1 protein-coding gene is annotated in these 2,053 nt (G+C 73.3%); it reads right to left on the bottom strand.

Features of this window, described 5'->3' with window-relative positions:
• On the bottom strand, nucleotides 1-2,053 hold a 2,053-nt coding region (locus tag IJH84_RS01725), incomplete at both ends, for a type I polyketide synthase (RefSeq protein ID WP_295139464.1).

The following is a 2,053-nucleotide window of genomic DNA, read 5'->3' as shown; positions in this document are numbered from 1 at the left end:
TCGGCGGCCAGCGCGCGCAGCGCCTCCAGCAGCTCGTCCCGGTCGGTGCCGAGCACGGCGGCGCGGTGCTCGAAATCGGTGCGGGTGGTGGCCAGCGAGTGCGCCACGTCGGCCGGGCGCAGCTCGGGGCGCTCGGTCAGGTGCTCGACGAGCCGCGCGGCCTGCGCGCGCAGCGCGGCGCGGGTGCGGCCGGACACCGGCCAGACGACCACGTCGGAGGCGGCGGTCTCCGGCGATGCAGTTTCCTCCCACGATGCAGCGTTCTCCGACGGTGCAGGGCGGCCCGGGGAGTTCCGGCCGTCCGGGGCCAGAGCTTCCGGGCCATCAAGGGACTCCGGCACATCCGAGGATTCCGTTGCAGCAGCAGGGAATTCCGGCTGCTCCAGCACGAGATGCGCATTGGTTCCGCTGATCCCGAACGACGACACCGCAGCGCGCCGCGGACGGTCCGCAGCCGGCCACGGCACCGCGCGGGTGAGCAGTTCGACCGCACCGTCCTCCCAGTCCACGTGCGCGGAAGGCTGCTCGGCGTGCAGCGTGGCGGGCAGTTCCCCGTGCCGCATCGACATGATCATCTTGATCACGCCCGCGACACCAGCGGCGGCCTGGGTGTGCCCGATGTTGGACTTCACCGAGCCCAGCAGCAGCGGCGTCTCCCGATCCTGCCCGTAGGTCGCCAGCAGCGCCTGCGCCTCGATCGGATCCCCGAGCGCGGTGCCGGTGCCGTGCGCCTCCACCACATCGACGTCCTGGGTGGACAGACCGGCTCCGGTGAGCGCCTGCCGGATGACGCGCTGCTGCGACGGCCCGTTCGGCGCCGTGAGCCCGTTGGACGCCCCGTCCTGGTTCACCGCGGAACCCCGCACCACCGCGAGGATTTCGTGCCCGTTGCGCTGCGCGTCGGACAGCCTCTCCAGCACCAGCATTCCGACGCCCTCGGCCCAGCCCACGCCATCCGCGGAGTCGGAGAAAGCCTTGCAGCGCCCGTCCGGCGAAAGGCCGCGCTGCCTGGAGAACTCGATCAGCGCCGCCGGAGTGGACATGACCGTCACGCCTCCGGCCAGCGCCAGCGAGCACTCCCCCGCGCGCAGCGCCTGCATCGCCCAGTGCATCCCCACCAGCGACGACGAGCACGCGGTGTCCACTGTGACCGCAGGGCCTTCGAGCCCGAAGGTGTAGGCGACGCGGCCGGAGGCGATGCTCGGCGCGGTCCCGCTGCCCTGGTGGCCCTCGAACTCACCACCGGCCAGCACCGCGCTGTAGTCGTTGTACATCACCCCGGCGAACACGCCGGTCCGGCTGCCGCGCAGCGTCCGCGGGTCGATCCCGGCGCTCTCGATCGCCTCCCAGGAGGACTCCAGCAGCAGCCGCTGCTGCGGATCGGTCGCCAGCGCCTCGCGCGGGCTCATGCCGAAGAACTCCGGGTCGAATTCCGCCGCACCGCGCAAGAAACCGCCGGAACGCGCGTAAGTCGTGCCGAGCGCGTCGGGGTCCGGGTCGTAGAGCGCGTCCAGGTCCCAGCCGCGATCGGCCGGGAACCCGGAGATCGCGTCGGCCTCCGCCCGCACCAGCCGCCACAGGTCCTCCGGCGAGGACACTCCGCCGGGATAGCGGCAGGACATGCCGACGATCACGATCTCATCGCCCGCGGTCCGCACCGGAGCGTCCGCGGCGTCGGCCTCGTTCGAGCCGATCAGCTCGTCGAGCACGTGCCCGGCCAGCGCCCGCGCCGTCGGATGGTCGAACACCACGGTCGCCGACGTGCGCAGCCCGGTCGCGGTCGCCAGCCGGTTGCGCAGCTCGACCGCCGTGAGCGAATCGAAGCCGAGGTCGGTGAACGCCCGGTCCGGTTCGATCGCCGCGCCATCGGCGTGCCCGAGCACCGCGGCGACCTGGCCGCGCACCAGCTCCAGCACCAGCTCCGCGCGGTCCGCCGCACCGAGCCCGGTGAGCCGCTGCACCAGACCCGCGGTCTTGCCGGATCCGGTGACCGCCGCGCGCCGCGCGGGCGTGCGCAGCAGGCCGCGCAGGAACGCCGGAACGGCGCCGCGGG

The organism is Saccharopolyspora sp. (genome assembly GCF_017434145.1).
Taxonomy (GTDB): Bacteria; Actinomycetota; Actinomycetes; order Mycobacteriales; family Pseudonocardiaceae; genus Saccharopolyspora_C; species Saccharopolyspora_C galaxeae.
This window is presented reverse-complemented; position numbering and strand designations above follow the sequence as displayed.